We start from the raw sequence: 22,849 nt of genomic DNA, 5'->3' as shown, positions 1-22,849 counted from the left end.
CCTCTCAGATGCTCATAATTTGTCCATCCGTGAGGCTTCTGACAAGCGTTGCGTTGGCGGGGTGGAAAACCGGGGGTGAAAAAGCTTGCTGCCTCCCCTCACCCCCCCTACAAGCACCGCGAACAGCCCTTTTCCGAGATTTCTGGAGGATTCCCCATGCGGCCAAGCCGCCGTGCGCCCGACGAATTGCGCCCCGTGACGCTCGAGCGTGGCGTGGTCAAACATGCGGAAGGCTCGTGCCTCGTGAAATTCGGCGACACCCATGTGCTCGTGACCGCCACCCTGGAAGACCGCCTGCCGCCGTGGCTGAAGGGCCAGGGCCGCGGCTGGGTCACTGCCGAATACGGCATGCTGCCGCGCGCGACCTCCGAACGGACCCGCCGCGAGGCGTCCGCCGGCAAGCAGAGCGGCCGCACCGTCGAGATCCAGCGCCTGATCGGCCGCTCGCTGCGCACCATCGTCGATCTCGAAGCGCTCGGCGAGCGCCAGATCACGGTCGATTGCGACGTGCTCCAGGCCGACGGCGGCACCCGCACGGCCTCGATCACCGGCGCCTGGGTCGCGCTCGCCGACTGCATCAACTGGATGAAGGCGCGCAACATGATCAAGGCCAACGTGATGCGCGACAACGTCGCCGCGATCTCCTGCGGCATCTACAACGGCACGCCGGTGCTCGACCTCGACTATGCCGAGGATTCCGAAGCCGAAACCGACGCCAATTTCGTCATGACCGGCGATGGCCGCATCATCGAGGTGCAGGGCACCGCGGAACGCGAGCCGTTCACGCAGGACGAGTTCCTGAAACTGATTGGCCTCGCACAAAAGGGCATCGCGCGTCTGGTGGACTTGCAGAAACTCGCCGTCGCGTAGTCAATAGGCCCATGCACCGCCGAATCACCGGAAAGCTCGTCATCGCCACCCACAATCCCGGCAAGCTCGCCGAGATGAAGGAGCTGCTCGCGCCCTACGGCATCGAGGCGGTGTCGGCCGGCGAGCTCGGCCTGCCCGAGCCGGACGAGACCGGCAACGATTTCCGCAGCAATGCCGCGATCAAGGCGATCGCGGCGGCAAAAGCGACGGGGCTCGCCTCCTTCGCCGATGATTCCGGCATCGTGGTGGATGCGCTCGACGGCGCGCCCGGGATTTACAGCGCGCGCTGGGCCGGTCCCTCCAAGGACTTCAACGGGGCGATGGCGCAAATCGAGCGCCTGTTGCAGGAGCGCGGCGCCACCACGCCTGACAAGCGCAAAGCACACTTCGTTTCCGCGCTTTGCGTCGCCTGGCCCGACGATCATCTCGAAGAGGTCGAGGCGCGCGTCGACGGCACGCTGGTGTGGCCGCCGCGCGGCACGGCCGGCTTCGGCTACGATCCGATGTTCCTGCCTGACGGCTACGACCGCACCTTCGGCGAGATGGCCAGCATCGAGAAGCACGGCCTGCCGCCACTCGGCCTCGGCCTGTCGCATCGCGCCCGCGCCTTCGTGAAACTGGCGGAGATCTGCCTTGAGCCGCGCTAACAAGGATGCGTTTGGCGTCTACGTGCACTGGCCGTTCTGCCTGTCGAAGTGCCCGTATTGCGACTTCAACAGCCATGTCCGTCACGCCGCGATCGACGAAGCACGGTTTGCATCCGCCTTCGCGCGCGAGATCGCAACGACGGCCGAGCGTTCCCCCGGCCGCGAAGTCAGCTCGATCTTCCTCGGCGGCGGCACGCCGTCGCTGATGCAGCCGGCAACCGTCGGCGCCGTGCTCGATGCGATCGGCAAGCACTGGACCGTCGCCGGCGATGTCGAAGTGACGCTGGAAGCGAACCCGACCAGCGTCGAAGCCACGCGCTTTGCCGGCTATCGCTCGGCCGGCGTCAACCGTGTCTCGCTCGGCGTGCAGGCGCTCGACGATGCCTCGCTGAAAGCGCTGGGGCGCATGCACAGCGCGCGCGAGGCGCTCGATGCCGTTGCGATCGCGCGCCGCTCGTTCGACCGCTATTCGTTCGATCTGATCTACGCCCGCCCGGACCAGACGCCGGCGATGTGGGCCGACGAGCTCAAGCTCGCGATCGATGAAGCCGCCGAGCATCTGTCGCTCTATCAATTGACCATCGAGGAAGGCACGCCGTTCTTCGGCCTGCACCAGGCCGGCAAATTGAAGACGCCGGACGAGGCGGTCGCGCGCGCGCTTTACGATGTGACGCAGGAAACCTGCGACAAGCTCGGCCTGCCCGCCTACGAGATTTCAAATCACGCGCGGCGCGGCGCCGAGTGCCGGCACAATCTGGTCTATTGGCGCGGCGAGGAATATGCCGGCATCGGCCCCGGCGCCCATGGCCGCCTCGACATCGACGGTATCAGGCACGCCACCGCCACCGAGAAGCGCCCCGAAGCCTGGCTGATGCGGGTCGAGACCAACGGCCACGGAATCGTCACCGACGATCTGCTCAACAGCGAAGAACGCGCCGACGAATTCCTGCTGATGGGATTGCGTCTCGCCGAAGGCATCGATCCCGAGCGCTACAAGGCCCTCGCGGGCCGCGAGCTCGATCCAAAACGCATCGCGCTGCTGCGCGAAGAGGGCGCGATCACCGTCGATGCCACAGGCCGTCTGCGCGTGACCAGCAGCGGTTTCCCGGTACTGGATGCGGTGGTCGCGGATTTGGCGGCGTAACCGCTCTTCGCCTCGCCCCGCTTGCGGGGAGAGGCCGACGCGCGAAGCGCGGCGGGTGAGGGGGACTCTCCACGAAATCCGACTCTCACCGTCCCCGCGGAGAGTCCGCCTCACCCCAACCCTCTCCCCGCAAGCGGGGCGAGGGAGCACAGCAGCATCCGCGGTGGGAGCTACGCCCCAAAACTCTTCGGCGAGCCCGCGACGGCAACGCCGCCACCCGTCGTCACCTTCATCACCGCAAGACCGCGCTCATTCGTGCCATCGCTGCGGAAGCGGAACAGGCCGTCGATGCCGGCAAAGCCGGAAGGATTGGTGAGCACGTCAGGCGAGAAGCGCGTTGTCCCTTGCGTGCGTGCGAGCGCTGCGACGAGGGCGACCGCGTCATAGGCGAGCGTCGCGGTGCGGATCGGCTCGGCGCCGTATTTGGTGCGGTAGCGGCCGGAGAACGCGCGAAAGCCGGCCGGATCCGGCGCGGCGTAGAGGCCGCCTTGCAGGCTCGCATTGGCATAGACGCGCGGATTGTCCCAAAGGCCGGTGCCGAGCAGCTGGATGTTGCGCAAATTCGCACCCGCCGCCGTCATCGCGTCGGCAACCGTGACGACGGCATCGCCGTCGTCCGCAATGAACAGCGCATCCGCGCCGCCAAGGGCTTGCGCCACGTTGCGCGCCGGCGTGGCGCGATCGGCGCCGTATTTCTCGAACGCGACGATGCGCCCGCCACGGCGCGGCACCGCCGCCTTCACCGCAGCCTCGACCACATTGCCATAGGCATTGTCGGGCACGAGCACGGCGACCGAGCGCTTTCCGATACTGGCGGAATATTCGACGATCCGGTTGACGTCGGACTCCGGCAGGAAGCTCAAGAGATAAACGCCGCGGCCGGCGATGCTGGAATCGGTCGAGAACGCGATCACGGAAATGCCGCGGGTGCGCGCGACCTGCGCCACCGCCGGCACCGACTGCGCGAACAGCGGCCCCAGGATGATCTCGGCGCCTTCGTCCACCGCCTGCTGTGCGCCGGCCTGTGCGCCTTGCGGGCTGCCATTGTCGTCCTTGATCAGGAGCTGGATGTTCGGGTTCTGGAACTCGGCCAGCGCCATCTCGGCGGCGTTGCGCATGGATTGGGCGGCGAGACCGGCATTGCCGGCGGCCGAGAGCGGCAGGATCACGGCGACCTTGACTCCGCCTGTGCCGGCGGTCGTCGCCTGCTGCGGGGGACCTGCCGGCTGGGCCGGAGGCGGGGAGGAGCTGCTGAAGGGGTTGGAGAACTGGCTGAGGCTCTGCTGCACGCCGGCGCAGGCCGACAGCAGCGGCGCGCCGAGCAACAGGCCGAGCGCGCTCCGCCGGGTCGCTCCCGACAGTCGGGGCCCCTGAACGGGAAACTTTGGATCACGCGGGCCCATGGCAGCTTCTCTTCTGACCAGCCGGCGCCGGCCGGTCACAACGATTCTTGCCGCGACAGAAGTCGCGGATTCAGGCATAATGTCGGCAAATAGTTAACCAAAACAAAAGGATAATAACCGCTTAACGCGGCCGCACCTCAAATCCCGGCTAGCTGCCCACCGTCCGTCCCGCAGCATCAAGGCGGCGTTTCCGCCCTCAATATGACGCTGATGCTGCATTCCCTCGGGAATGTGATGCCGGATGGATCACATTCCAGTCCTTCACCCCTTGCCTCGCCATGATCTTTTTCGAAGGACCGGTTCCCAGCCCCTGATATCATGCCTAAGTTCGTCTCATTATGCGCGCAAAGCCGGCCTCGATAAATACACCTGAAACGACGGACGCCGCCCCGCGCGGCTTCTCCATCGACGCCCACCGGCTGCCCGCCCCGAAGGCCGCGCCGGGCCTGCATCTGGTCGCGACCCCCATCGGCAATCTCGGCGACATCACGTTGCGGGCGCTGCAGACGCTGGCCGGCGTCGACGTCATCGCCTGCGAAGACACCCGCATCACGCGCCGCCTGACCGAGCGATACGACATCGCAGCAACGCTCAAGCAATATCACGAGCACAATGCCGAGGCCGCGCGGCCAAAGATTTTGGAGGCGCTCGCTTCAGGCGGATCGGTCGCGCTGGTGTCGGATGCCGGCACGCCGCTGATCTCCGATCCCGGGTTCAAGCTGGTGCGCGAGGTCTGCGCCGCCGGCCACGCCGTGTATGCGCTGCCCGGCCCGTCCTCGGTGCTGGCCGCGCTGTCCGTCGCGGCGCTGCCGACCGACCGTTTCTTCTTCGAGGGTTTTTTGCCGGCGAAATCGGCGGCGCGGAAATCGCGCCTCACGGAGCTTGCCCGCATCGACGCCACGCTGGTGATGTTCGATTCCGGCAATCGCGTGCAGGACACGCTGGCCGAGCTCGCCGAGATCATGGGCACGCGCGAGGCCGCGATCTGCCGCGAATTGACAAAACTGCACGAGGAGATTTCACGCGCGACACTGAGCGAGCTGGCGCGCGACGCCGACAGGCTGGAGACGCGCGGCGAATTCGTGCTGGTGATCGCTCCGCCAGCGGCCGACGCCGAAATGCTGACATCGGACGCATTGGACGATGTGCTGCGCGCGCAGCTCGCCGCGCACAGTGTCAAGGATGCTGTCGCGCATGCGGTTGCGCTGTCGGGCCGGCCGCGCCGCGAGGTCTATGCCCGCGCGCTCGAGCTCGCCAAGGACCTCAGGGACAACGATGGCGAGGAGTAAGGCGCCCACCGAACCGAAGATCGCCTCGCCCGAGCGCGTGGCCGCGTTCCGCACCGGCATCTCGGCCGAGAGCCGCGCCGCCGCCTACCTGATGGCCAAGGGCTACCGCATCCTCGCCAAACGCTACCGCACGCCGCATGGCGAGATCGACCTCATCGCGCGCCGACGCAACCTGATCGCCTTCGTCGAGGTCAAGGCCCGGGCCAGCCTCGACGAAGCCGCCTATGCGGTGACGCCCCGCCAGCAGCAGCGCATCATCGACGCCGCTCAAGGCTGGCTCGTGGCGCATCCCGAGCATGCCGAATTCGAACTGCGATTCGACGCCATGCTGATTGCGCCGCGCTCACTTCCGCGCCATGTGTTGGCGGCATTCGACGCCTCGACCTGAAAGGCAGACCATGAAACTCAACGTCGCCGTCCAAATGGACCCCATCGCCCGCATCAACATCAAGGGCGATTCCACCTTCGCGTTGCTGCTGGAGGCGCAGAAGCGCGGCCATGGCCTGTCCTATTATACGCCCGACAAGCTCTCGATGGTCGGCGAGGAGATCGTGGCGCCGGTCCAGCTGCTGACGGTGCGCGACGAGCCCGGCAATCATTTCACCCTCGGCGAGCCCAGGCGCGAGGCGCTGAACGGTTTTGACGTGGTGCTGCTGCGCCAGGATCCGCCGTTCGACCTCGCCTATATCACCTCGACGCATCTGCTCGAGCGCATCCACCCGAAGACGCTTGTCGTCAACGACCCCGCTTCGGTGCGTAACGCGCCCGAAAAGCTGTTCGTGATGAATTTCCCGCAGCTGATGCCGCCGACGCTGATCTCGCGCGACCTGGATGAGATCAACGCGTTCCGCGACAAGCACGGCGCCGTCGTCATGAAGCCGCTGCACGGCCATGGCGGCGCGGCGGTGTTCCGCGTGATGCCGCAGGACATGAATTTCGGCTCGCTGTTCGACATGTTCTCGGTGACGTTCAAGGAAGCCTGGGTGATCCAGCAGTTCATCCCCGAGGTGAAGCACGGCGACAAGCGCATCATCCTGGTCAACGGCGAGTTCGCCGGCGCGGTGAACCGCGTGCCCGCCGCCGACGATCTCCGCTCCAATATGGTGCGCGGCGGCGCTGCGCAGGAGACCGAGCTGACCCCACGCGAGCGCGAGATCTGCGCCACCGTGGGCCCCGCGCTGCGCGAACGTGGCCTGTTGTTCGTCGGCATCGACGTCATCAACGGCAACCTCACCGAGATCAACGTGACCTCGCCGACCGGCATCCGCGCCATCGCGCGGCTCGGCGGGCCTGACGTGGCGGCAAAGGTCTGGGACGTGATCGAGCAGAAGCGGGCGAAGTAGCTTCCGCGCAATCGATCGCCGTCACCCTGAGGTGGCCGCTTCTTCAGCGGCCCTCGAAGGGCGACGGCCCGGCTGTTGCAGCATGTTGCTGCATCCCGGCTGTTCATCCTTCGAGGCTCCCCATGGGACGCTTTGCGTCCCATGCCTCGCACCTCAGGATGACGGATCAGCAGTATCGCTGCGGTGACACTGTAACCTTGCTATCGCACGCCACTAACCACCCATTCACCATGCCGCCGCGCGCGTCATGCAAACGAACGACGCGCCACACGTGATTCTACGGGGCCACTGGCCGAGCGGATAACGCGACGTTCACCATCTGCCCAGAACGCGCAGTGTCACTGGCCATCACATTCGGCCTCGCAACACCCCTTATACTTTTACTGCCTACTCATCGACACCGGGGAACCCGCCACGTGCGGTTCGAGTGCCCTGCGTAAGAGTAGAAGCGTATGAACACCGCACGCATTGTCGTTCTCGTCATCGCGCTGGCCGCCGGCGGCGTCGCTGCGTATCTGGCGAGCGGCTACCAGAACGCACCCTTGCCCGTCGCCCTCCCCGCCGCCGAGAAGCTGCCGACGGTCGAGGTGCTGGTCGCGAAGAACGACATCCAGCTCGGCCAGGCCGTGAAGCCCGACGATCTGCAATGGCAGTCCTGGCCGGCATCGACCGCGAGCAGCGCCTTCATCCGCCGCGACAACCGGCCCGAGGCGCAGACCCAGATCGCCGGGTCGATCGCGCGCGTGCCGCTGATGCAGGGCGAGCCGATCCGCGAGCAGAAGCTGGTCCGGGCCGAGGGCTCCGGCTTCATGGCCGCGATCCTGCCGTCCGGCATGCGCGCCGTCTCCACCGAGATTTCAGCCGAGACGGGCGCCGGCGGCTTCATCCTGCCGAACGACCGCGTCGACATCGTCCTGACCCGCCGCCTGAAGAACCCCGATGGCGCGAACCCCAATGGTCCGACCGGCGGCAACGACCTCATCCTGTCCGAGGTCATCCTGACCAACATCCGCGTGCTCGCGATCGATCAGGCGCCGAAGGAAAAAGAGGGCCAGAACGCCGTGCTCGGCAAGACCGTCACGCTCGAACTCAAGCCGGAACAGGTCGCCACGCTCTCGGTCGGGCGCCAGGCCGGCACATTGTCGCTGGCGCTGCGCGCCCTCGTCGATGCAGGCACGGCCGTCGACAGCTCGCTCGAAGACCAGATCAAGCGTCCCACCGGCGGGGTCAACGTGATCCGTTACGGGGTGCAGGCACGGCAACTGACGTCACAGAAGTGATAGGGGCATCATGAACTACGGGGATGATCGGACGGGCATGCGCATTCGGGGGAAGCGCGCGCGCTCGGTCCTGATGGGGACGATGCTGATGCTGGGGCTGCTCGCGGCGCCTCGCATGGTCAGCGCTGCGGCAGATGCGCCGGTCGGCGACCAGGCGCCGATGCAGGCGCCGGATCTCGGCATCTCGTCGGTCGGATCGATCGCGCCGGCGAAGACGCGGTTTCTCTCGCTCGGCGTCGGCAAGTCCGTCGTCGTCGACCTGCCGCGCGAGGTCAAGGACGTGCTGGTGGCCGATCCCAAGATCGCCAACGCGGTGATCCGCTCGTCGCAGCGCGCCTATATCATCGGCGCCCAGGTCGGCCAGACCAACGTGGTGTTCTTCACCGCCGACGGCCAGCAGGTAGCCTCCTACGACATCGCGGTGAAGCGCGACCTCAACGGCATGCGTGCGGCACTGCGTTCGTCGCTGCCGGGCGTGCAGATCGAAGGCGTCGGCGACAGCGTGATGCTGACCGGCTCGGTGTCGAGCCCGGTCGAGGCGCAGCAGGCCGGCGACGTCGCCGCAAAACTCGTCGGCGGCTCGGAGAAGGTCGTCAACAACATCGTCGTGCGCGGCCGCGACCAGGTGATGCTCAAGGTCGTCGTCGGCGAAGTCCGCCGCGACATCGTCAAGCAGCTCGGCGTCGACCTCAGTGCCAGCCTGAATGCCGGCACCGCGGTGGTGAATTTCAACAATACCAACCCGTTCTCGGTGTCCGGCGGACCGCTGGTCAGCGGCAACGGTCTCGGCGTCAGCGGCCTCGCCAAGGGCGTCGCCACCGTCAACGCCACGATGCGCGCGATGGAAAGCGCCGGCGTGATGCGCACGCTGGCCGAGCCGAGCCTGACCGCGATCTCGGGCGAGTCCGCGACCTTCATCGCGGGCGGCGAATTCCCGATTCCCGCAGGCTATTCCTGCGATCCGGTCACGCATGTCTGTACCACCCAGATCACCTACAAGAAGTTCGGCATCTCGCTGAACTTCACGCCGGTCGTGCTCAGCGAGGGCCGCATCAGCCTGCGCGTGATGACGGAAGTCTCGGAGCTGTCGAACCAGAACGCCATCACGGTGACCCAGGCGCTGTCCTCGACCTCGTCGAGCTCCATCACCATCCCGTCGGTGCAGACCCGCCGCGCCGAGACCACGCTGGAAATTCCCTCCGGCGGCTCGATGGCGATGGCCGGCCTGATCCAGCAGCAGACCAAGCAGGCGATCAACGGCCTGCCCGGCGTCGACCAGGTGCCGATCCTCGGCGCGCTGTTCCGTAGCCAGGACTACGTCAACAACGAGACCGAGCTGATGGTGATCGTGACGCCCTATGTGGTGCGCGCGGTGGCCCAGAAGGAATTGTCGCGGCCCGATGACGGCTTCGCGCCGGCCTCGGATGCGCAGACCGCGCTGCTCGGCCGCATGAACCGCCTCTACGGCATCGCCCGCCGCGTCGATCCGATCGGCGGCTCGCCGGGGGATTTCGGCTTCATCATCGACTGAGACGGACGGTCTGGGGACCGGGACAAGAGGGGACACCGCGATGACGACAACATCAGCCGATCGACGTCGCAATTTGCGCCTCGCGCTGGCGCTGACGGGCCTCGCCGTCATGCTGGGCGCGTGCAACACCACCGGCGACGTCGTCTCCACCCAGACGGTGCCGACCGACTATCGCCAGCGTCATCCGATCGCGGTGCAGGAAGGCAAGAAGTCGATCGTGATCTTCGTCGGCAAGGCGCGCGGCGGCCTCACGGCCGCGCAGCAGGCGGACGTCGCCGGCATCGCGCGGGACTGGACGCGCGAAGGCACCGGCTCCGTTGTCGTCGACGTGCCCGTCGACACCGCGAATTCGCGCGCGGCGTCTACGACCTATCAGGACATCCGCGCCGTGCTCGCCTCCGGCGGCGTGCCGGCGCGTGCGGTCGTGCGGCATCCCTATCGCCCCGAGGATCCCGGCCTGCTGCCGACCATTCGCCTCAGCTATTCGAAGATCGCCGCGGTCGCCGGTCCCTGCGGACTGTGGCCGGAGGACGTCGGCCCATCCATCCTCGACCCCGGCTACAACGAGAACCGGCCGTATTTCAATCTCGGCTGCGCCACCCAGCGCAATCTCGCCGCCATGATCGACAACCCCGCCGACCTCGAGCAGCCGCGTGCGGAAACGCCCGTCTATACCGCGCGGCGCGACATCGCCTTCGACCACTATCGCAAGGGCACGCCGATCTCGACCCCGAATCCCGACGCCGACAAGGCCAAACTCAGCGACACAGGCAAATGACGGGCATCCACGACGAAGAGGCGGACGAGCCGCACCACCCCGACGAACACATTGCACCGGTTCCCCGCATCTCCGTGCAGGCGTTTTGCGAGACCGAGCAGACGCTCGCGGCGGTGACCGCGGCCGGGCAGGATCGCCGGCTCGCCAAGGCGCATCTCACCGCCAAGAGCGGCGGCCTCACTGCCGCGATCGAAGTCTATGACACGATGCCGACACCGAACGTCATCGTGATCGAATCCGACGGCACGCGCGATATTCTCGAGGGCCTCGACGATCTCGCCGGCGTCTGCGATCCCGGCACCCGCGTGGTGGTGATCGGCAATCCCAACGACACCGCGCCCTATCGCGAGCTGGTCCGCCGCGGCGTCAACGACTATGTGGTCGGACCGGTCGAGACGCTCGATGTGGTCCGCTCGATCTGCAGCCTGTTCTCGGCGTCGGAAGCGATCATCACCGGACGCATCATCGCGGTGGTCGGCGCCAAGGGCGGCGTCGGCGCGTCCACCGTCGCACACAATTTGGCCTGGACCATCGCGCGCGACCTTGCGCTGGATTCCGTCGTGATCGACCTCGACCTCGCCTTCGGCACCGCCGGCCTCGACTACAACCAGGATCCGGCGCAGGGCATCGCCAACGCGGTGCTGTCGCAGGATCGCCCGGACACGGCGCTGATGGAGCGCCTGCTCTCCAAATGCACCGAGCATCTCAGCCTCCTGGCTGCGCCTGCCACGCTCGATCGCGTCTATGATTTCGGCGCCGAAGCGTTCGATGCGATCTTCGATACGCTGCGCATGACCACGCCCTGCATCGTGCTCGACGTGCCGCATCAATGGTCGGCCTGGACCAAGCGCGCACTGGTCAATGCCGACGACATCGTGATCGTGGCCGAGCCGGATCTCGCCAATTTGCGCAACACCAAGAACATGCTGGGCGTGCTGAAGGCGGCGCGGCCGAACGACCGGCCGCCGCTCTACTGCATCAATCAGGTCGGCATGCACAAGCGCGCGGAGATCGAGGTCAAGGCGTTCGCCAAGACTATGGAGAGCCAGCCGATCGCGGTGATCCCGTTCGATGCAAAGCTGTTCTCGACCGCCGCCAATAACGGCCAGATGATCGCGGAGGTCTCGAAGAGCCACCGCACCACTGAGCTGTTCCAGAACATGGCCAACCGCCTCGCCGGCCGCGGCGAGGTGAAGAAGCCGAAGCGTTCGCTGCTCGGACCGCTCTTGAAGAAACTGAAGGGCCGCTCGGGCCGCCCGTCCGCCCCGCATCGCAAGGCGTCGTAGGCACCATCGCCCTAGCGTTTTCGAGCGAAGTCGATGCCGGTTCGCGCCAAGAAAACGCGTCCAACAGAAAACGAGGGCGGGTTACTTTTCCGCCTGCTGCTGCTTCTTCGTCAGCAGCTGGCGCAGCGCCGCGATCTTGGCTGCGGCCTGGTCCGGCGGCAAATCTGCCTTCACGAGGTTTTCAGCCTCGGCCTGGCGGCCTTGCAATCCCAGCACAAGCGCGAAATTGGCGCGGACCCGCGCATCGTTCTGATTGCGCTGATAGGCGCGGCCGAGCGTCTGCTCGGCCTTCGAGAGATTGTTTTGCAGCATGTAGGACAGGCCAAGATTTGACAGCACGGTCGGCTCATCGGGCACGATCTTCAGCGCTGTGGCGTAATATTGCTGCGCCTCCTCGCTGCGGCCGAGCTGATCCAGCGCCGCCCCCTGCGCCGACAGGATGCGCCAGTCGGGATCTTCAGGCGTATGCGCGCGGCTCAGCACGTCGAAGGCCTGCTGGAAATTGCCGTTGTCGGCGAGCGCGCGGCCGTAGCCCGCGAGCAGCGCCTTGTTGCTGGGATGGGCGAGCACGGCCTGCTCCATCACCGCGACCGCCTGGGCACGCTGGCCGGTCTCGCGCAGCGCCTTGACGTATTCGAGAGCGACGTTGGGATCGGTTGGCTTGGCGCGATAGCGCTCGCGCAAGGCGTCCATATTCGGCCTGGCATCGGCCTTGGCGTCAGTCTTGCCGGCCGTTTCCGATTTGCCGCCAATCGCGCCGGTGACGTCCTCGATGCCGACGGTCTGACAGCCGCCGAGGGCAAGAACCAGAAGCGCCGACAACAGGTATTTCGCCGGGGGAAAGGCAACGGACAAACGCTTGGGCATACTCTGATCACTCGGCGACTGATCAGGGATGCTTGCCGATTAACGCTAAAGTCCCGTTAAGGAGACGCCGGCCGCCGGTTCAGTCGGTAAATTCCGCACCGAATTCGCAGCCGATGCGCCAGCGTAGGCGGCACTGGCGGGAATAGTCGGGCGCGAAGATGATCGTGAACTGCGGCGGCACTTCCAGAAACTCGGCCACCACCTTCACACCGCCATCCGAGATGTCGGTGATCGTGCAGTCCCGCGGCAGCGAGCCCGCACCAAAGTGAATCTTGGCGAGCCGGCTGCACACCCGACGTTCGCTTCTCCGGCGATTTGCAAGCATCTGAATTGTTCACCCGTTAGACCACGGCCCATCCCGCACCTCTAGGAGTAGCGGAGATTCGTTGGGATGTGCTGAGGACAGAAGCTCGCATTCGAGGCGTAGTGTCTCGGCCCCGTTTACGGATGGTTAGGGGTCAGAATGCCTCGGGCGTGTTCCCGTATTGTTCTTGCGGAGGCACTCCGGCTCTGCTACTCTCGATTGTGTGAGGGCAAGCTGGTTCGAGCATGGTTCAGCGGGTTTCTACCGTCGCCTTTGAGGGGATCGAGGCCCGCGCGGTCGACGTGCAGGTGCAGGTCGCGCCGGGCTTGCCGGCCTTTGCCATCGTCGGCCTGCCTGACAAGGCGGTGTCGGAGGCGCGCGAGCGCGTCCGCTCGGCGCTGATTGCCTCGGGCCTGGCGCTGCCGGCGCGGCGGATCATCGTCAATCTCGCGCCCGCGGACGTGCCGAAGGAAGGCAGCCATTACGACCTGCCGATCGCGCTCGGGCTGATGGCGGCGATCGGCGCGATCCCGCCGGATGCATTGACGGGTTTCACCGTGCTCGGCGAGCTCGGCCTCGACGGCTCGATCGCGCCGGTGGCCGGCGTCCTGCCCGCCGCGATCGGTGCCAATGTGCGCGAGGAGGGACTGATCTGTCCGGCCTCGTGCGGCTCGGAAGCGGCCTGGGCCAGCCCTGACATCCAGATCATCGCCGCACACTCGCTGATCCAGATCGCCAACCATTTCAAGGGCACGCAGGTGCTGTCGCGCCCCGTGCCGAAGGTGCATGAAGCCGCCACCTCGCTGCTCGACCTCCGCGACATCAAGGGCCAGGAGAGCGCCAAGCGCGCGCTGGAGATCGCCGCGGCCGGCGGACATCACCTCCTGATGATCGGCGCGCCCGGCGCCGGCAAATCGATGCTGGCGGCGCGGCTGCCCTCCATTCTTCCGCCGCTCTCGCCGGGGGAGTTGCTGGAGGTCTCGATGATCGCCTCCGTGGCCGGCGAGATCGAAGGCGGCGCCCTGACATCGCAGCGCCCGTTCCGCTCGCCGCATCATTCCGCCAGCATGGCCGCGCTCACCGGCGGCGGCATGCGGGCAAAGCCCGGCGAGATCTCGCTCGCGCATCATGGCGTGCTGTTCCTCGACGAGCTGCCGGAGTTCGATCCGCGCGTGCTGGATTCGCTGCGCCAGCCGCTGGAGAACGGTGAGGTCGCGGTGTCGCGCGCCAATCATCGCGTGACCTATCCGGCGCGCTTCATGCTGGTCGCCGCGATGAATCCCTGCCGCTGCGGCAATGCGTTCGAGCCCGGCTATGCCTGCAAGCGCGGCCGCGTCGACCGCTGCACCGGCGACTACCAGGCGCGCATCTCCGGCCCGCTGATGGACCGCATCGATCTGCGCATCGAGGTTCCCGCCGTGACCGCGGCCGATCTGATCCTGCCGCCGCCGGCGGAAGGCTCGGCGGAAGTTGCTGCGCGCGTGGCCGCGGCACGCGACATCCAGCTGGCGCGTTATGCAGACGCCGGCCTGCCCAAGGTCCGCACCAATGCCGAGGCGCCGGCCTCCGTCCTGGAGGAAATCGCGAAGCCCGATGCGCAAGGCGCCAAGCTACTGCGCGATGCCGCCGAGACGATGCGGCTGTCGGCGCGTGGCTATCACCGCGTGCTCCGGGTGGCGCGCACGCTCGCCGACCTCGACGGCACCGAGAAGATCGGCCGGCTGCATCTCGCCGAAGCGCTGTCCTACCGCGCACTCGCGGAGGATGTGCGGCAGCTCGCCTGATCATCCCGCGCATCAACCCGGCGGTAACGAGTTTCCTTTACGCTCTGCAAACCATAAGGCCCAAAGAGTTCCAGGGGACAGTTCCCGAGCGGCTTGGTGAGTAGAGTGTCATGTTGCGTTTCAAGATCCTGGCTTCGGCCGTTCCCCTGCTGGCTGCCGCGATATTTGCCCGCGCCGAGATCGGATCGGTCTCGCGTCCCTGCATCGCCCTCGGCGATACCTCCGTCGAGCTGACGACCCTGTTCTGGACCGCCGGCGTCCATGTCGCCTTCACCGATGATCCGGAGCGCGCCACGGTGCGGGTCCGGATCACCGAAGATGCCAATGATGCCGACTTCGCGGTCGTGGACGACGGCCTCGGCTCCGAGACCGAATCCTGCGAAGCCAGTCCGGCGAACCGGCTCGTCACCATCGCCGCGCAGCCGGTCGATGGCGGCCCGGTGATTTATCTGTCCACCGACGGACCCGCCGATTATCGCATCTATGTGCGCTCGAAGACCTTCTCGCAGCGCGAGGCCGCGGCCCTGATCGTCGGCGCCCATGGCGGCCAACGCCCGCTTCCGCTCCAGGCGGCCTCCCTTTGAAGTGTGAGCATGATCTCTCCGGAAAACCGCTGCACACTTTGCGCTAACGCGGCCCTCCGGGTCCGGATCATGCTCTGAGGCCTTAACACCTCGCTAACCTTGTTTGGAGGCTGAACCAAAGCCTCAAGCTGTTCGCAAGGTCGGCAAGACATCGTCGCACCCGGCGGCAGCGGGGTTTCGGACAAGGGTCGGTGGCGATGGATCGGACGTTCCGGGTCAAGGTACGCATGCGCCGCTTCAGGCGGCAGCATCCTCGAATTGCGTTCGCGATCCGCTCCTTCATGATCTTCTCGGCGACGTTCGGCGGTGCCTATGGCTTCGTCTCCGGTAGCCGCTCCGAAAATTCCGGCTACGATCCCAATACGTTTGCGATCGGCGCGAGCTTCCTGTTCGCGCTCGCCTGCCTCGGCCTTGCCACGCTCAGCATGCGGCTGCGCTTCGTCAACAAGCGAATGCGTGCGCTCGCCGCCCACAACGAGGCGCTGATCGACCGAAATTGGGAGCTGAAGGAAGCCGAAGAACGCGCCCGCAGCCTCTTTGAGTCACAGGGTGATCTCATCGTGCTGCGCGACACCCAAGGCCGCATCACCTTTGCCAACGACGCCTATTGCGCGCTGGCCGGACAGGATCGCGGCGCGCTGGTCGGCACACGCTTTGACTTCGATGTGCTGGAGCAGGGCGACAGTGCCCGCGAAAGCAACGGCACGCGCATCCATGACCAGCGCATCATGACGCCGCTCGGCGCGCGCTGGATTGCCTGGCGCGAAGGCTATGTCCGCCTCGATGCCGGCCAGGCCGCCGAACTGCAGAGCGTCGGGCGCGACGTCACCGACCGCACCGAGACCGAGCGCGCGCTGTCGGAGGCGCGCGACCAGGCCGATGCCGCCAACCGCGCCAAATCACGCTTCCTCGCGATGGCCTCGCACGAGATCCGTACCCCCCTGAACGGCATCATCGGCATGGGCGGGCTTCTGCTCGATACACATCTGACGCCGGAGCAGACTACCTACGCCCGCGCAGTGAAAACGTCCGGCGAAGCGCTGATGGCGCTGATCGAGGAGCTGCTCGACTATTCCAAGATCGAAGCCGGCAAGCTCGATCTCGAACAACGCCCTTTCGCACTCTCGACCTTGATCGAGGAGATCACCGAGCTGCTGGCGCCGCGCGCGCAAGCCAAGCAGCTCGAGATCGCTGCCTATGTCGACGAGCGACTGCCACTGGAAGTCGTCGGAGACGCGGCGCGGCTGCGCCAGGTGCTGCTCAACCTCGCCGGCAATGCCATCAAGTTCACCGCAAATGGCGGTGTCGCATTGATCGTCGAGCCCGGCATCTGGCCGAACGAAATCAGCTTCCTGGTCCGCGATACCGGCATCGGCATCGCGCCCGAAGCGCAGCAGCGCATTTTTCGCGAATTCGAGCAGGCCGACGAGCGCGTCGCGCGCACCTATGGCGGCACCGGGCTCGGCCTTGCCATCAGCGAACGCATCGTCAGGCGCATGGGCGGCCGGATCACGCTCACGAGCGAGCTGGACAAAGGCTCGACCTTCGAGGTCGCAGTGCCGCTCGCGCCGTCGCAGGCCAGCGCCGGGCAGACCGCATTCCCGAGTCCTGATCTCACCGGCAAGTCGATCCTCCTGGTCGCCGACGGCATCGAGGCCTCGCTGATCGCGCGGCGGCTGGAGCACTGGGGCGGCCAGACCTGCCTCGTCTCGGATGCGTCAGTCGCCGAGGCGCTGCTGCCGGAACGCTCATGGCATGCGGTGCTGGTCGACCGCGCGGTCGGCGCCACTGTGGCTGATCATCTTGCCGAAGCCGCCCGCGCGCATGCGCTGCAGCGGCTGGTGTTGCTGACGCCGGGCTCGCGCCACGAAGAATTCTCGCCTGATTTCACCGGCTTCCTGGTGAAGCCGCTGCGCGCAGCCTCGCTCGCGGCGCGCTTGGCGCTGACCCCGGAGGTCGCCTCGCCCGAGCTCGCGCCGGAGCCGCCAGCCGAAACCGCCGCGCCGGCGAAGGGGCTTTCGATTCTCGTCGCCGAGGACAACGAGATCAACGCGCTGTTGATGCGGTCGCTCCTGACAAAACTCGGCCACCGCGTCGTCATCGCCGTCCATGGCGAGGCCGCGCTGGAATCCTGGCTGGCCGCGTCATCGGCCGGCACGCCCTATGATCTCGTGCTGATGGACATCCAGATGCCGCAGCTCGACGGCATCGAGGCGACCAGGCGCATCCGTGCGCATGAGTCGGCCACCGACGGCCACACTACGCCGATCCTCGCGCTGACCGCCAACACCTTAGTGGAGGATCGCTATGCCTGCTTCGAGGCCGGCATGAACGGGTTTTTGATCAAGCCGCTGGATCGCGAAAAACTGGAAGAGGCGCTGGCCGGACTTGCGAAGGCACGGCATCTGGCGGTGTAGGGCACCCTCTCTCCATCGTCATTGCGGGGCGCCCTTGCGACGACTTGTCCGCCGAAGCCTTTGGCTTCGGCGGACAAGCCGCTTCGCTCGCAATGACGATGCGGTGAGAGGCCTGCCCCACGCGCGTCTCCCGCCGATAATAGCCAATTGAAATCCAACCCACTGCGCGTCATCATCCCCCTGGGGGCCAGGTTTCCGACGAGGATACGCGCATGAATGTGCTCTCCCGCCTCTCCGTCATGGTCCTGCTGGTCGTTTGCTCCCGGGCCGCCGCAGCGGATACGGCGCAGCTGATCACTTCGCTGAAACAAGGCGGCTATATTCTGGTGTTTCGGCACACTGCGACCGACGACAGCCAGAAGGATGTCTATCCCTTCAGGTTCGACGACATGGGTGCCCAGCGCCAGCTGAGTGAGAAGGGCAGGGACATGGCACGTCAGATCGGATCCGCGATCCAGGCGCACGCGATTCCGATCGGCGACGTCTACACGAGCCGTCTGAACCGCGCGATCGAAGCCGGCAAGCTCATCACCGGCAAGGAGGGCAAACCGGTCGACGCATTGACGGACAGCAGCAACGCCAGCGCATCGGGAATGGCGAACCCCACTGCTGCGAATACAAAGGCCGGAGCTGCCGTGCGCCAACTCGTCGATCAGGCGCCGGCGTCCGGGACGAACACCGTCCTCGTCACCCACAAGACGAACATTGCCGATGCGTTCGGCAAGGAGGCGGGAGACGTTCAGGAAGGCGAAGCCTTCGTCTACCGGTCAAGCGGCTCCGGGCCTGCGAGTTTCATGGCACGCATCAAGCCTGCGGAATGGACCGTGAAAGCCGGCAAATGAGAGCGCCGGCGACGCGCATCAGTATAGGCCTACGCAGCGGGCCGGCGCGTTAAGCCACGGAAGCGACAAAACGCGGGGCGGAGAGCTTGTCGGGTCGCCCCTGAGTTCCCTTAAAGACGGTGTCGGTCCGCGCGGCGCGCTTGCAATGCGGGCATACGAACAGATGGGCGATCATAGGGACGGGCTCGTCTGCCAGCAGTTCCGAACGATACCACCTCATCTCGACATGGCAGTCCGGGCAGGTCGGCGCTTCGAGCTGCTCCGCAGCGCTTCTGAGACGATCAACCATGGAGCCCTCGCGTTTTCGAAGCTCATAGCCGAATACCTCATGCCGGTCTGCAACAAAAGATACTCTGCCCCGGCCGGGGCCGCGCCGCCCGGCGCGATTACAGCCTTCGCAGCGCCACGCTCTCCACCGCGTGATCCGCGCCCTTCTTCAGGATCAACGTCGCGCGCGGACGGGTCGGCAAAATGTTGTCCTCGAGATTGGCGAGGTTGGTGCGCTCCCAGATCGCGGTGGCCGTCGCGGTGGCTTCCTCGTCCGACAACAGCGCGTAGCGGTTGAAGTAAGACTTCGGATCGGTGAACGCGGTGTCACGCAGCGCCAGGAAGCGCTTGATGTACCAGCGCCGCAGCGCCGCCTCGTCCGCGTCGATATAGACCGAGAAATCGAAGAAGTCGGAGACCACAGGCACCGCCTTGCCGTCACGGGGCAGCTTGCCGGTCTGCAGCACGTTGACGCCCTCGACGATCAAGATGTCCGGCTGGTCGATCTCCGCCCATTCGTTCGGCACGATGTCGTAGGTCAGATGCGAATAGACTGGCGAGCGCACATGGCGACGGCCCGATTTGATGTCGGACAGGAAGCTCAGCAGCAGCGGCAGATCATAGCTTTCGGGGAAACCCTTCTTCTGCAAAATGCCTTGCTGCTCGAGCAGCGCCTTCGGATAGAGGAATCCGTCGGTGGTGATCAGGTCGACTTTCGGACGCGGCGACCAGCGCGCCAGCAGCGCCTGGAGCACGCGGGCCGTGGTGGATTTTCCGACCGCAACCGAGCCGGCCACGCCGATGATGTAGGGGACCTTGCGATCCCTAATGTTGAGGAACTGGCGCTCGGCGTAATACAGGCGTTGCGTCGCATCGACATAGATCGAGAGCAGGCGCGACAATGGCAGGTAAATGTCCTCGACTTCCTTGAGATCGAGGCGGTCGTGCAGGGAGCGTAGCCGGTCGAACTCACCCGGCTCCAGCGTCATCGGCGTGTCGTCGCGCAGTCGCGCCCACTCCTCGCGCGTGTAGACGCGGTAGGGGTTATATTGCTGCTCGGGTGCGCGGATATCCATGACGCCGCCTTTCCGTTGCCGTGCTCAATCGCTTTTGCGCGACGCCTTTTCTTCCAACCCTGACATCGAGGTGCGCTTGCCCAGCGCAGCCTCGACCTCGTCCAGCCTTATGCCCCGTGCCTTCAAAAGCACAAGGAAATGATAGAGCAGATCGGCACTCTCGGCGATCAGATGCGCGCGATCGTTTTCGACTGCTGCGATTACGGTTTCGACTGCTTCCTCACCGAACTTCTTGGCGCAATGCTCGGCGCCCTTGTCCAGGAGCTTGCGGGTATAGGAGGCTTCGCCGCCGGCGGCGGCGCGCGCGTCGATGGTCTCGGCCAGATCGTGGATCGTGAAACGCGGCATCGGACTTACTCGGAAACACGCTTGGCAGCATACTTGGGCGGCGGAGGCCATTCCCCGCCGGACTATGTAGCATTTTTATGAAGCGGAGTCGTCAGGCATCCATGCGCATCGGCAGGCCGCGCCGGGCCATGTGCTCCTTGGCCTCGCGGATGGTGAATTCCCCGAAGTGGAAGATCGAGGCAGCCAGCACGGCGGTGGCATGCCCGTCGCGAATACCGTCGACGAGGTGATCGAGATTGCCGACGCCGCCCGAGGCGATCACGGGAACGGGAACACTGTCGGCGATCGCCCGGGTCAGTGGGATGTCAAAGCCCTGCCTGGTGCCGTCGCGGTCCATCGAGGTCAGCAGGATTTCGCCCGCGCCGAGCGAGACCACTTCCTGCGCATATTCGATGGCATCGATCCCGGTCGAGTTGCGGCCGCCATGGGTGAAGATCTCCCAGCGCTCGCCGCGGCCCGCGCGCTTCACGCGCTTGGCATCGATCGCCACCACCACGCATTGTTCGCCGAATTTTTCGGCGGCTTCCTTGACGAATTCGCGGCGCGAGACCGCGGCGCTGTTGATCGACACCTTGTCCGCGCCGGCGCGCAGCAGCGTCTTGATGTCGTTGACCTCGCGCACGCCGCCGCCGACGGTGACGGGCATGAAGCAGGCCTCGGCCGTGCGCCGGACCACGTCCAGCATGATGCCGCGGTTCTCATGGGTCGCGGTGATGTCGAGGAAGGTGAGCTCATCGGCACCGGCGGCGTCATAGGCGATCGCGGCTTCGACGGGATCGCCGGCATCGCGCAGATCGACGAAATTGACGCCCTTGACGACGCGGCCATCTTTCACGTCGAGGCAGGGGATCACGCGCACTTTGAACATGTGTCAGCTCCTGCGCGCGTCGCGGATCAGGGTGAGGGCGGCGGCGGGATCGAGCCGGCCGTCATAGAGCGCGCGGCCGGCAATCGCGCCGGCGAGCTTCTTTGCGCGCGGCGTCAGCATGGCTTTCACATCCTCGATCGAGGCGAGGCCGCCGGAGGCGATCACCGGGATCGAGATCGCATCGGCCAGCGCGATGGTCGCATCCAGGTTCAGCCCCTTGAGCAGGCCGTCGCGCGCGATGTCGGTGAAGATGATGGCGGCAACGCCGGCATCCTCGAAGCGCTTGGCGATCTCCAGCACCGTGACTTGCGACGTCTCGGCCCAGCCTTCGACGGCGACCTTGCCATCGCGCGCGTCCAGCCCGACCGCGACGCGGCCGGGGAATTTTTTCGCGGCAGCCTTCACCAGCTGGGGATCGCGCACCGCGGCGGTGCCGATGATGACGCGGGTGATGCCCTTGTCGAGCCACGCTTCGACGGTCTTGAGATCGCGAATGCCGCCGCCGAGCTGCACCGGAATCTTGATCGTCTTCAGCATCGCCTCGACGGCGTGCGCGTTCACCGGCTTGCCGGCAAAAGCCCCGTCGAGATCGACGACGTGGAGATACTCAAAACCCTGCGCGACGAAGCTCTGCGCCTGCGCGGCGGGATCGAGGTTGAACACGGTCGCGCGCGCCATGTCGCCTTGCTCGAGGCGCACGCATTGGCCGTTCTTGAGGTCGATCGCGGGAAAGAGAATCACGGTTTCCATCGCAAAAAGTTCGAGATCAAAGCCAGCCCAAAACGCTGGCTCTTCTCGGGGTGAAACTGCGTGCCGATGGCAGTGTCCTTGCCGACGATTGCGGTGACAGGCCCACCGTAATCGGCGCGCGCGAGCACGTCCGCCTCATTGGCAGCGTTGAGGTGATAGGAGTGCACGAAATAGGCGTGCTGGCCCTTGGGGCCGAGCGGCAGCTTGTTCAGCACCGGATGCTCCTGCAGCAGCTCCAGCGTGTTCCAGCCCATGTGCGGGATCTTCAGGCTCTCGTCACGCGGCGTGATTTTTTCGACGTCGCCGCCGATCCAGTTCAGGCCCTCGGTGATGACGTGCTCCTTGCCGCGGCTCGCCATCAATTGCATGCCGACGCAGATGCCGAAGAACGGCCGCGCCTTGACGCGCACCGCTTCCGTGATCGCCTCGACCATGCCGTTGACGGCATCGAGCCCGCGCCGGCAATCGGCGAAGGCACCAACACCGGGCAGCACCAGGCGGTCGGCTTCATAAGCCTGGTCGGGATCGCTGGTGACGAAAACCTTCTGCGGATTTTCCAAGCTGCGCGCGGCGCGCTCGAAGGCTTTGGCGGCGGAATGCAGATTCCCGGAACCGTAATCGATGATGGCAACGCTCATCTTGACCCTCCCGGTTCTGGAAACAAACCAATGATGCCGCCGGCCGGAATCGGCGGCGGGTTGGAAAATTGCTGACCCGGCACGCCGCGGGTCGGCGGCGGGCCGCCGCGATCCACCGCCCATTGATCATTGACGATGCCCTGCTGTTTCTTGCTCCAGCGCTCGAAGAAACGGCGCTCGGCGGTATCCTCGTCATCGGCAACGACGACATCGAGCTGCCGCCATTTGCCGCGCGACAGGGTCCAGCGGCGCAGGCTGGAGGCCTCGAAACCCATCAGCAGCGCGATGATGCAGTTGGCGAAGAAGATCGAGCTGCGGCCGACGCCGACGCTGTGCAGGCCAGCATCGAATGCGCCCAGCAAGACGATCCAGCCGATCAGCGCCAGCCAGAGCCGGTTCCAGAGCAGCCAGAACGGGCCGAACACCATCGCCCAGAAATGGAAGCCGTCGCGTACGAACACGAACTTGTCGGTCGCGCGCGGATCGGCTCCGCCAGGGAAGGGAGCATGAACTGTGTAGGCAGGCATGGTGAT

At 65.9% G+C, this 22,849-nt stretch carries 23 protein-coding genes; 14 read left to right on the top strand and 9 right to left on the bottom strand.

Annotation, left to right across the window (positions count from 1 at the left end; genetic code table 11):
• Nucleotides 1–156 precede the first annotated feature (156 nt).
• The 3 genes from rph to hemW are packed head-to-tail and all read left to right on the top strand — an operon-like array spanning nt 157 to nt 2,661.
• The gene (rph, locus tag HYH08_RS25845) at nt 157–870 is read left to right on the top strand and encodes a ribonuclease PH (RefSeq protein ID WP_220012654.1); all 714 of its coding nucleotides are present in this window, start codon (nt 157–159) and stop codon (nt 868–870) included.
• 11 nt (nt 871–881) lie between these two features.
• Nucleotides 882–1,517, top strand: a complete 636-nt coding sequence (gene rdgB / locus HYH08_RS25840) for an RdgB/HAM1 family non-canonical purine NTP pyrophosphatase (protein WP_220012653.1) — start codon at nt 882–884, stop codon at nt 1,515–1,517.
• The gene (gene hemW / locus HYH08_RS25835) at nt 1,504–2,661 is read left to right on the top strand and encodes a radical SAM family heme chaperone HemW (RefSeq protein ID WP_220012652.1); all 1,158 of its coding nucleotides are present in this window, start codon (nt 1,504–1,506) and stop codon (nt 2,659–2,661) included. The genes rdgB and hemW overlap by 14 nt, the downstream gene beginning before the upstream one ends.
• 170 nt (nt 2,662–2,831) lie before the next feature.
• On the opposite strand, the gene HYH08_RS25830 is transcribed toward hemW, so the two are convergent.
• Entirely contained in the window at nt 2,832–4,064 is a 1,233-nt protein-coding gene (locus HYH08_RS25830) for a penicillin-binding protein activator (protein ID WP_220012651.1), read from the bottom strand.
• A 338-nt stretch (nt 4,065–4,402) separates the two neighbouring features.
• Between HYH08_RS25830 and rsmI the strand changes: the two genes are divergently transcribed.
• The 7 genes from rsmI to HYH08_RS25795 all read left to right on the top strand — a co-directional run bounded on the left by rsmI (nt 4,403) and on the right by HYH08_RS25795 (nt 11,571).
• Nucleotides 4,403–5,353 carry a 16S rRNA (cytidine(1402)-2'-O)-methyltransferase gene (gene rsmI, locus HYH08_RS25825; RefSeq protein ID WP_220012650.1) on the top strand — a complete coding sequence of 317 codons (951 nt, stop codon included), beginning with the start codon at nt 4,403–4,405 and terminating at the stop codon, nt 5,351–5,353.
• Entirely contained in the window at nt 5,340–5,741 is a 402-nt protein-coding gene (locus HYH08_RS25820; protein ID WP_220012649.1) for a YraN family protein, read from the top strand. The genes rsmI and HYH08_RS25820 overlap by 14 nt, the downstream gene beginning before the upstream one ends.
• A 10-nt stretch (nt 5,742–5,751) precedes the next feature.
• Nucleotides 5,752–6,696 carry a glutathione synthase gene (gene gshB, locus HYH08_RS25815; protein WP_220012648.1) on the top strand — a complete coding sequence of 315 codons (945 nt, stop codon included), beginning with the start codon at nt 5,752–5,754 and terminating at the stop codon, nt 6,694–6,696.
• Between the two features lie 452 nt (nt 6,697–7,148).
• Nucleotides 7,149–7,976, top strand: a complete 828-nt coding sequence (gene cpaB, locus HYH08_RS25810; protein WP_220012647.1) for a Flp pilus assembly protein CpaB — start codon at nt 7,149–7,151, stop codon at nt 7,974–7,976.
• 10 nt (nt 7,977–7,986) lie between these two features.
• The gene (locus HYH08_RS25805; RefSeq protein WP_220012646.1) at nt 7,987–9,507 is read left to right on the top strand and encodes a type II and III secretion system protein family protein; all 1,521 of its coding nucleotides are present in this window, start codon (nt 7,987–7,989) and stop codon (nt 9,505–9,507) included.
• Between the two features lie 40 nt (nt 9,508–9,547).
• The gene (locus HYH08_RS25800; protein WP_220012645.1) at nt 9,548–10,285 is read left to right on the top strand and encodes a CpaD family pilus assembly protein; all 738 of its coding nucleotides are present in this window, start codon (nt 9,548–9,550) and stop codon (nt 10,283–10,285) included.
• On the top strand, nt 10,282–11,571 hold the full coding sequence (locus tag HYH08_RS25795) for a CpaE/TadZ family protein (protein ID WP_220012644.1): 1,290 nt from the start codon (nt 10,282–10,284) through the stop codon (nt 11,569–11,571). The genes HYH08_RS25800 and HYH08_RS25795 overlap by 4 nt, the downstream gene beginning before the upstream one ends.
• A gap of 81 nt (nt 11,572–11,652) precedes the next feature.
• On the opposite strand, the gene HYH08_RS25790 is transcribed toward HYH08_RS25795, so the two are convergent.
• Both HYH08_RS25790 and HYH08_RS25785 read right to left on the bottom strand, forming a co-directional pair.
• Nucleotides 11,653–12,438 (bottom strand): tetratricopeptide repeat protein, encoded by a 786-nt coding sequence (locus HYH08_RS25790; RefSeq protein ID WP_220012643.1) that lies wholly within the window; start codon nt 12,436–12,438, stop codon nt 11,653–11,655.
• A gap of 79 nt (nt 12,439–12,517) precedes the next feature.
• Nucleotides 12,518–12,763, bottom strand: coding sequence for a PilZ domain-containing protein (locus HYH08_RS25785; protein ID WP_011083489.1), 246 nt, complete (start codon nt 12,761–12,763; stop codon nt 12,518–12,520).
• Between the two features lie 224 nt (nt 12,764–12,987).
• Here HYH08_RS25785 and HYH08_RS25780 point away from each other — a divergent pair, with 224 nt between their 5' ends.
• From HYH08_RS25780 to HYH08_RS25765, 4 genes are all read left to right on the top strand, one after another.
• Nucleotides 12,988–14,526, top strand: coding sequence for a YifB family Mg chelatase-like AAA ATPase (locus tag HYH08_RS25780; protein ID WP_220012642.1), 1,539 nt, complete (start codon nt 12,988–12,990; stop codon nt 14,524–14,526).
• 110 nt (nt 14,527–14,636) lie between these two features.
• Nucleotides 14,637–15,110 (top strand): hypothetical protein, encoded by a 474-nt coding sequence (locus tag HYH08_RS25775; protein ID WP_220012641.1) that lies wholly within the window; start codon nt 14,637–14,639, stop codon nt 15,108–15,110.
• A gap of 197 nt (nt 15,111–15,307) precedes the next feature.
• A complete protein-coding gene (locus HYH08_RS25770; protein ID WP_220012640.1) occupies nt 15,308–17,527 on the top strand; it encodes a PAS domain-containing hybrid sensor histidine kinase/response regulator in 2,220 nt (739 codons plus the stop codon).
• Between the two features lie 212 nt (nt 17,528–17,739).
• Nucleotides 17,740–18,369: a histidine phosphatase family protein gene (locus tag HYH08_RS25765; RefSeq protein ID WP_220012639.1), complete on the top strand. Its 630-nt coding sequence runs from the start codon at nt 17,740–17,742 to the stop codon at nt 18,367–18,369.
• A gap of 386 nt (nt 18,370–18,755) precedes the next feature.
• Here HYH08_RS25765 and coaA read toward each other — a convergent pair whose 3' ends face one another.
• The 6 genes from coaA to HYH08_RS25735 form a co-directional block, all read right to left on the bottom strand.
• Entirely contained in the window at nt 18,756–19,712 is a 957-nt protein-coding gene (gene coaA / locus HYH08_RS25760; RefSeq protein ID WP_220012638.1) for a type I pantothenate kinase, read from the bottom strand.
• A 24-nt stretch (nt 19,713–19,736) separates the two neighbouring features.
• Complete coding sequence (locus HYH08_RS25755) at nt 19,737–20,060, bottom strand: phosphoribosyl-ATP diphosphatase (protein WP_220012637.1); 324 nt, start codon at nt 20,058–20,060, stop codon at nt 19,737–19,739.
• A 91-nt stretch (nt 20,061–20,151) separates the two neighbouring features.
• Nucleotides 20,152–20,928, bottom strand: a complete 777-nt coding sequence (hisF, locus tag HYH08_RS25750; RefSeq protein WP_220012636.1) for an imidazole glycerol phosphate synthase subunit HisF — start codon at nt 20,926–20,928, stop codon at nt 20,152–20,154.
• A 3-nt stretch (nt 20,929–20,931) separates the two neighbouring features.
• Nucleotides 20,932–21,678: a 1-(5-phosphoribosyl)-5-[(5-phosphoribosylamino)methylideneamino]imidazole-4-carboxamide isomerase gene (gene hisA / locus HYH08_RS25745; protein ID WP_228748063.1), complete on the bottom strand. Its 747-nt coding sequence runs from the start codon at nt 21,676–21,678 to the stop codon at nt 20,932–20,934.
• Nucleotides 21,666–22,316, bottom strand: a complete 651-nt coding sequence (hisH, locus tag HYH08_RS25740) for an imidazole glycerol phosphate synthase subunit HisH (RefSeq protein WP_194465315.1) — start codon at nt 22,314–22,316, stop codon at nt 21,666–21,668. Before hisH ends, hisA begins: the two co-directional genes overlap by 13 nt.
• A complete protein-coding gene (locus HYH08_RS25735; protein WP_220012635.1) occupies nt 22,313–22,843 on the bottom strand; it encodes a DUF2628 domain-containing protein in 531 nt (176 codons plus the stop codon). Before HYH08_RS25735 ends, hisH begins: the two co-directional genes overlap by 4 nt.
• Nucleotides 22,844–22,849 lie beyond the last annotated feature (6 nt).

It is taken from the genome of Bradyrhizobium sp. BR 10289 (assembly GCF_019455385.1).
Classification (GTDB): Bacteria; Pseudomonadota; Alphaproteobacteria; order Rhizobiales; family Xanthobacteraceae; genus Bradyrhizobium.
This window is presented reverse-complemented; position numbering and strand designations above follow the sequence as displayed.

Excerpts from the sequence above, each read along its gene's own strand:
- rph (WP_220012654.1), top strand. The coding sequence starts at position 157 with ATGCGGCCAAGCCGCCGTGCGCCCGACGAATTGCGCCCCGTGACGCTC.
- rdgB (WP_220012653.1), top strand. The coding sequence starts at position 882 with ATGCACCGCCGAATCACCGGAAAGCTCGTCATCGCCACCCACAATCCC.
- HYH08_RS25830 (WP_220012651.1), bottom strand. The coding sequence starts at position 4,064 with ATGGGCCCGCGTGATCCAAAGTTTCCCGTTCAGGGGCCCCGACTGTCG.
- rsmI (WP_220012650.1), top strand. The coding sequence starts at position 4,403 with ATGCGCGCAAAGCCGGCCTCGATAAATACACCTGAAACGACGGACGCC.
- HYH08_RS25820 (WP_220012649.1), top strand. The coding sequence starts at position 5,340 with ATGGCGAGGAGTAAGGCGCCCACCGAACCGAAGATCGCCTCGCCCGAG.
- gshB (WP_220012648.1), top strand. The coding sequence starts at position 5,752 with ATGAAACTCAACGTCGCCGTCCAAATGGACCCCATCGCCCGCATCAAC.
- cpaB (WP_220012647.1), top strand. The coding sequence starts at position 7,149 with ATGAACACCGCACGCATTGTCGTTCTCGTCATCGCGCTGGCCGCCGGC.
- HYH08_RS25805 (WP_220012646.1), top strand. The coding sequence starts at position 7,987 with ATGAACTACGGGGATGATCGGACGGGCATGCGCATTCGGGGGAAGCGC.
- HYH08_RS25800 (WP_220012645.1), top strand. The coding sequence starts at position 9,548 with ATGACGACAACATCAGCCGATCGACGTCGCAATTTGCGCCTCGCGCTG.
- HYH08_RS25795 (WP_220012644.1), top strand. The coding sequence starts at position 10,282 with ATGACGGGCATCCACGACGAAGAGGCGGACGAGCCGCACCACCCCGAC.
- HYH08_RS25790 (WP_220012643.1), bottom strand. The coding sequence starts at position 12,438 with ATGCCCAAGCGTTTGTCCGTTGCCTTTCCCCCGGCGAAATACCTGTTG.
- HYH08_RS25785 (WP_011083489.1), bottom strand. The coding sequence starts at position 12,763 with ATGCTTGCAAATCGCCGGAGAAGCGAACGTCGGGTGTGCAGCCGGCTC.
- HYH08_RS25780 (WP_220012642.1), top strand. The coding sequence starts at position 12,988 with ATGGTTCAGCGGGTTTCTACCGTCGCCTTTGAGGGGATCGAGGCCCGC.
- HYH08_RS25775 (WP_220012641.1), top strand. The coding sequence starts at position 14,637 with ATGTTGCGTTTCAAGATCCTGGCTTCGGCCGTTCCCCTGCTGGCTGCC.
- HYH08_RS25770 (WP_220012640.1), top strand. The coding sequence starts at position 15,308 with ATGGATCGGACGTTCCGGGTCAAGGTACGCATGCGCCGCTTCAGGCGG.
- HYH08_RS25765 (WP_220012639.1), top strand. The coding sequence starts at position 17,740 with ATGAATGTGCTCTCCCGCCTCTCCGTCATGGTCCTGCTGGTCGTTTGC.
- coaA (WP_220012638.1), bottom strand. The coding sequence starts at position 19,712 with ATGGATATCCGCGCACCCGAGCAGCAATATAACCCCTACCGCGTCTAC.
- HYH08_RS25755 (WP_220012637.1), bottom strand. The coding sequence starts at position 20,060 with ATGCCGCGTTTCACGATCCACGATCTGGCCGAGACCATCGACGCGCGC.
- hisF (WP_220012636.1), bottom strand. The coding sequence starts at position 20,928 with ATGTTCAAAGTGCGCGTGATCCCCTGCCTCGACGTGAAAGATGGCCGC.
- hisA (WP_228748063.1), bottom strand. The coding sequence starts at position 21,678 with ATGGAAACCGTGATTCTCTTTCCCGCGATCGACCTCAAGAACGGCCAA.
- hisH (WP_194465315.1), bottom strand. The coding sequence starts at position 22,316 with ATGAGCGTTGCCATCATCGATTACGGTTCCGGGAATCTGCATTCCGCC.
- HYH08_RS25735 (WP_220012635.1), bottom strand. The coding sequence starts at position 22,843 with ATGCCTGCCTACACAGTTCATGCTCCCTTCCCTGGCGGAGCCGATCCG.